This is a genomic window from Noviherbaspirillum sp. (assembly GCF_036846085.1).
Classification (GTDB): domain Bacteria; phylum Pseudomonadota; class Gammaproteobacteria; order Burkholderiales; family Burkholderiaceae_D; genus Noviherbaspirillum.
This window is the reverse complement of the sequence record NZ_DAIUCO010000312.1, coordinates 1-5,588: the sequence shown is the minus strand read 5'-3', so window position 1 is coordinate 5,588 and position 5,588 is coordinate 1. Positions and strand designations below refer to the sequence as shown.

Sequence of the window (5,588 nt, the reverse complement as noted above, 5' to 3'; positions counted from 1 at the left end):
CTATCGAGTTTTCCCATTGGCACCAAATGCGATTCATAAATCTGCTTCAGTGATTCGTTCGCACTGCTGAGACTCGTCAAGCCGATCACGCCGCCGCCGATCAGCAGCAATGAAAGAAAGCCGATGACAAATATCAGCCGCGATTTAATGGTGAGATTGCTAAACATGGAATTCCTCGTTGTCTCTCGTTATCGTTATCTTGGTGCGGAGCCTTGTAGCCAGGCTCTTGAGTCAATGCAATGCGGCTGCCTGCTGCAGCCGCCATTTGCAACCTTTCAGTGATTCGCTCAAGCGGCCATCTTTTCGATCAGGCCCATCTCCGCGCTGGACATGAGCTTGTCGATATCGACCAGGATCAGCATGCGCTGGTCGATGGTGCCGAGGCCGATCAGGTAATCGGTATTCAGCGCGGTACCCATCTCCGGCGCCGGCTTCACCTGTTCCGGCGACAGCGTGATCACGTCCGATACGCTGTCGACCACCATGCCGACCACGCGTCCGCCGATGTTCAGAATGATGACGACGGTGAACTGGTCATAGGTCGGGTCGCCGAGATTGAATTTGATGCGCATGTCCACGATGGGCACGATGATGCCCCGCAGGTTGACCACTCCCTTGATGAATTCCGGTGCGTTCGCGATCCGGGTGACGGTTTCGTAGCCGCGGATCTCCTGCACTTTCAGGATATCGATGCCGTACTCTTCCTTGCCCAGGGTAAAAGCAAGAAACTCATGGCCGGCGATGTCGCGGCCACTCTTGTCATCTGATGCGGAAGCAGTGTTTTGTTGTGTGGTTTGCATCATGGCGTTGTCCTTCTCAAGAAAATATGGATTCGTCGTTCAGTTGACGGCTCGATCGCAACAATGCGGCTACGTCGATGATCAGGGAGACGCCGCCGTCTCCCAAAATAGTGGCGCCGGATATGCCGGCGACCTTGCGGTAATTGGATTCCAGGTTCTTCACCACGACCTGCTGCTGCCCGACCAGCTCGTCGACGAAGAGGGCCGCTTTCTTTCCCTCGGATTCGAGAATGACCACAATGCCCTGCGACGGATCGGTGAAGCGCGGCTCGATGCCGAAGACCTGGTAGAGCGGAATCAGCGGAAGATAATCGCCGCGCACCTTGATGACCTGCCCCTGGCCACTGATGTTCTTCACTTCATCCTGTGACGGCTGCAGCGACTCGACGACATAACCCAGTGGCAGGATATAGATCTCTTCGCCGATGCGGATCGACATCCCGTCCAGGATCGCCAAGGTAAGCGGCAGCGAGATCGAGATCGTCGTTCCAAAGCCCTTTGCGGAGCGGATCTCGACAATGCCGCCCATGGCGGTGATGTTGCGCTTGACGACGTCCATCCCGACGCCTCGCCCGGACACATCGGTGACCGCGTCCGCCGTCGAAAATCCGGGTGCGAAAATCAGCTGCCATACATCGGCGTCCGGCATATTGTCGGCAACGGGCAGGCCTTGCTGCTTCGCCTTGGCAAGGATCTTTTCACGGTTCAGTCCGCCGCCGTCATCGGTAACTTCGATGACGATGTTGCCGCCCTGATGACCCGCGGACAAGGAGAGCCGGCCGGTTTCGCTCTTGCCGGCGGCCTTGCGCACGTCAGGCATTTCGATGCCATGATCGATGCTGTTGCGCACGAGATGCGTCAGCGGGTCGACGATGCGTTCGATCAATCCCTTGTCCAGCTCGGTGGCCGCGCCATGGGTGATGAATTCGATGCGCTTGCCGAGCTTGGTGGCAAGATCGCGCACCATCCGGGGAAAGCGGGAGAAAACATAATCCATCGGCATCATGCGGATGGACATGACCGCTTCCTGCAGATCGCGGGTATTCCGGGTGAGCTGGCTGACGTTATTGAGCAGCCGCTCATGCAGCATCGGGTCGAGCGAGCCGGTCCGCTGCTCGATCATGGCTTGCGTAATAACGAGTTCGCCGACCAGATTGATGAGCTGATCGACCTTTTCGATACCCACGCGGATCGACGAAGACTCGTGGTTGCCCGCGGTCCTTTCACTATCCTTCCGCGCCGTCGCTTTCCTGTCTGAACCATTCGCGCCGGATATCTCGGCGCCCACCTCGGTAGCACTGAACGCCGCACAGGCCGCCTGGCTTGCCGGTGCCGGCGCCTCCGCGGCTTCCCGTGCCTCCTTGAGCGCAGGCGGCTCGAACGGTTCGAAGAATCCGTATCCCTGCTTCTCTTCCAGGGCAGCCTTTTCCGCAGCGGCCAGCTCGGCCTCATTCTCCAGCGGCTCGAAGAAGCCGTAGCCCTGCGCCTCCTCCTGCGCCGCCTTGGCCTCGGCAGCCGTCATTGCGGGTCTGGGCGCGGCCTGCTCGCTGATCTTCAGGTCGGACGGGTCGAGGATGAACGAGCAGATGGCCACAATATCGTCGGCGTTCTCGTTGGTTGCCAGCAGCAGGCAGGTGCCGCCTCCGTCGAGCGCGGTACGGTCGATATGTCCCAGCAAGCCGAGTTCGGCGGCCAGCGCATCCGCATCGCGGGACGTGATCGGCGGCAGTTCGATACGGAAATGCCGGCTGAAGCCATCCGGCGCGGTTGTGCCGGCAGGCGCGGCATCAACGGCATGTTCCGGCGGCAGCGGCGGTACGCCGTCCTGAGACAGCGATTGCAAGGTCATTCGCACATCCGCCACCGCATCTTGGTCGACCGGGGTCTGCAACCGGTGACCGTCCAGCTGCATCTTCAGGATGTCCTTCGCGACCAGGAAGGCGTCGACATGTTCGGCGGTCAGCGCCATCTCGCCCTTGCGGATCTTGTCCAGCAGCGATTCGAGCACATGGGTTACTTCGGTCAGGTCATTGAGGCCGAAGGTGCCGGCGCCGCCCTTGATCGAGTGCGCGGCACGAAAAATCGCGTTCAGGTCCTCTTCGTCAGGCGATTGGACGTCGATCGCGAGAAGCAGCTTCTCCATCTCTGCGAGGAGCTCTTCGGTTTCATCGAAGAACACCTGGAAGAACTGGCTCATGTCAATGGTCATTTATCGGCTCCGTGTGGGCGGCGTGTACGGTTGCTATGGCAGTCGCGCATTGCGTTCAGCCGATGACTTTCTTGACCACTTCGGTCAGGCGCTGCGGATCGAACGGCTTGACCAGCCATCCGTTGGCGCCCGCTGCCCGGCCCCTCTGTTTCATGTCGTCGCTCGATTCGGTGGTCAGCATCAGGATCGGCACCTTTTGATAGGTCGGTACCAGCCGCAGCGACCGGATCAGCGTCAGTCCGTCCATCCGGGGCATGTTCTGATCGGTCAGCACCAGGTCGAACACCTGGCTCTTCGCCTTCTCCAGACCGTCCTGGCCGTCGACTGCCTCCGTCACCTGGTATCCCGCCGCCCGAAGGCTGAAGACGACCATCTGCCGCAACGATCCGGAATCATCCACCGCCAATATTGATTTCGCCATCTTATTACTCCGCCTCTTCGATGCCGGGTTCGACACCCGTTTTCCGTTGTATCTCTGTAGTGCTACGTCTCTAGAACAATTCGACGTCGCCGCTTTCCATGTGCGTCTGGCAGACCGCCTTCCACAGCAATCCTTCCAGCTTCGCGCTTTGTTCGTTCAATACCGTATTCATGCTCTCCAGCCTGGCTACGATCTCACCGAGTTCGCCGTTATCCTGCAGACCCGAACTGCTTGCACCGATCTGCTCCAGCGCCTCGCGCAGACCGGTCACGCGCCGGACCGTTCTGGCGAATAACTGGCTTGTCATATCCTGGAATTGCAGTCCGGTCACCGCGGCATTCACATGCTGTGTGATTTCCGATTGGCTGGATTGCAGTTGGGAGGCCTTGTCGGCCGGCATGCCGCTGACAAGCTGTTCGACAGTAGCCTGATGCTCGGAAACCGCCTGCTGGATTGCAAGAAAGCTCCTGCAAAGTTTGTCGATCGCCTCGCTCAGCAGCGCATCGGTTTGTTTAAGATCGCTTTCAATCTCGTTCAGATGCTGGGCTCCATGCTCCGATACGCTGGATAGCAGGCCTTTCACTTGAGAGCTCAACAACGTTTTTCCTGTCATGAAGATGTCCCGTTATCCGACGGCCGCCGCAACCAGTTGCCGGCAAACTCAATTTCCCGGCTTACCGCCCGTTTCCTGCGTTCCGCCCAGTTCCTGCTTGACCTGCGTTTCGTTCGACACCGCGATCGAGCCGCCTTCCTTGTTGGCGGATTCTTCGGCTTTCTTGTTCATCACGATGATGCTGATCCGCCGGTTCACCGGGTTCATCGGATTCGCCGTATCGAACAACGCAGCGGACGATAGTCCCACCACGCGCAACACCTTGCCTTCATCCATCCCGCCAGCCACCAGCGCCCTGCGCGACGCATTCGCCCGGTCCGCCGACAGCTCCCAGTTGCTGTAATACTTCTCGCCGCTTGCATAGGGCGCCGCATCCGTATGCCCGGAAAGACTGATCTTGTTCGGCATGTCGTTCAACGCCTTGCCGATCTCGTACAGGATCTCCTTGGTGTAGGGTTGCAGCTCGGCTTTCGCCAAGGCAAACATGGGCCTATTCTGCTCGTCCACGATCTGGATGCGCAAGCCCTCTGTTGTAATATCGATTAATAATTGATTGCGAAACTGCTTTAGCGTCGGCCGCGCATCAATTGCAGCCTCAATGCGCGCCTTCAAAATTTTCAGGCGTGCCATTTCGGCCCGCTCTAATTCCTCTTGCATGGTCTTGGCGTTGGCGGAATTCATGGTGTAGGTTTTCTTGGGCGTCGGATCGTCGCCCTTCTTGATCTGTCCGTCCTTGCGGGTCAGATCCCTGCCGCCGCCCTGGATCACACTGGAGCTGTCACCGCTGCCGCTGCCGCCGGCCATGGCAACCTTGAGCGGTGTCTGGAAGTATTCGGCGATCCCTTGCAGATCCCCTTTGGCGGTGGAGCCGAGCAGCCACATCAGCAGGAAGAACGCCATCATCGCGGTGACGAAATCGGCGTACGCAATTTTCCATGCGCCGCCGTGATGACCGCCGCCGGATTTCTTGACCCGCTTTACGATGATGGGGCGTAAGCCTTCGTCAGCCATGGTTCTCCTGCCGTTCTGGTTTCATACGCCTATTTGGCCTTGGCCTTCTTGATGTGCTCTTCCAGTTCGGAGAACGACGGACGTTCGGTGGAGAACAACACCTTCCGGCCGAATTCGACTGCCAGCGCCGGCGCATAGCCATTCAGGCTTGCAAGCAGGGTTACCTTGACACACTGGTACATCTTCGACGACTCGTGGAGCTTCTGCTCAAGCAAGCTCGACAGCGGCCCGATAAAACCATACGCCAGAAGAATGCCAAGGAAGGTGCCTACCAATGCATTCGCAATCAGGATTCCGAGCTCCGCCGGCGGCAAGCCGACCGAGGCCATCGTATGCACCACCCCCATGACCGCGGCGACGATGCCGAAGGCTGGCATGGCGTCCCCCAGCTTGGCGATGCAATGCACCGGCACTTCGCCTTCCGCGTGATGGGTCTCGATCTCGTTGTCCATCAGGTTCTCAATCTGGAACGCATCCATGTTCCCCGAAACCATGAGGCGCAAATAATCGGTCATGAATTCGATGATGTGGTGA

General features: G+C 58.7%; 7 protein-coding genes. All 7 read right to left on the bottom strand.

The window, feature by feature from the left end:
* Positions 1-167, bottom strand: a 167-nt coding sequence (locus tag V7080_RS25450) for a Tar ligand binding domain-containing protein (RefSeq protein WP_442947278.1), incomplete at its 3' end; no start/stop codon positions are given.
* A gap of 120 nt (positions 168-287) precedes the next feature.
* Complete coding sequence (locus tag V7080_RS23420) at positions 288-800, bottom strand: chemotaxis protein CheW (protein ID WP_334190788.1); 513 nt, start codon at positions 798-800, stop codon at positions 288-290.
* A 16-nt stretch (positions 801-816) separates the two neighbouring features.
* Positions 817-3,009: a chemotaxis protein CheA gene (gene cheA / locus V7080_RS23415; protein ID WP_334190787.1), complete on the bottom strand. Its 2,193-nt coding sequence runs from the start codon at positions 3,007-3,009 to the stop codon at positions 817-819.
* Positions 3,010-3,064: 55 nt separating this feature from the next.
* Positions 3,065-3,430, bottom strand: coding sequence for a response regulator (locus V7080_RS23410; protein ID WP_334190786.1), 366 nt, complete (start codon positions 3,428-3,430; stop codon positions 3,065-3,067).
* 70 nt (positions 3,431-3,500) lie between these two features.
* The gene (locus V7080_RS23405) at positions 3,501-4,025 is read right to left on the bottom strand and encodes a chemotaxis protein (protein ID WP_334190785.1); all 525 of its coding nucleotides are present in this window, start codon (positions 4,023-4,025) and stop codon (positions 3,501-3,503) included.
* 66 nt (positions 4,026-4,091) lie between these two features.
* Positions 4,092-5,054 (bottom strand): flagellar motor protein MotB, encoded by a 963-nt coding sequence (motB, locus tag V7080_RS23400; RefSeq protein ID WP_334190784.1) that lies wholly within the window; start codon positions 5,052-5,054, stop codon positions 4,092-4,094.
* A 29-nt stretch (positions 5,055-5,083) separates the two neighbouring features.
* The coding region (locus tag V7080_RS23395) for a MotA/TolQ/ExbB proton channel family protein (RefSeq protein WP_334190783.1) at positions 5,084-5,588 on the bottom strand (505 nt) is incomplete at its 5' end.

What these genes read in the sequence shown, in the direction of transcription:
- V7080_RS23420 (WP_334190788.1), bottom strand. Translation starts at nt 800, where the DNA reads ATGCAAACCACACAACAAAACACTGCTTCCGCATCAGATGACAAGAGT.
- cheA (WP_334190787.1), bottom strand. Translation starts at nt 3,009, where the DNA reads ATGACCATTGACATGAGCCAGTTCTTCCAGGTGTTCTTCGATGAAACC.
- V7080_RS23410 (WP_334190786.1), bottom strand. Translation starts at nt 3,430, where the DNA reads ATGGCGAAATCAATATTGGCGGTGGATGATTCCGGATCGTTGCGGCAG.
- motB (WP_334190784.1), bottom strand. Translation starts at nt 5,054, where the DNA reads ATGGCTGACGAAGGCTTACGCCCCATCATCGTAAAGCGGGTCAAGAAA.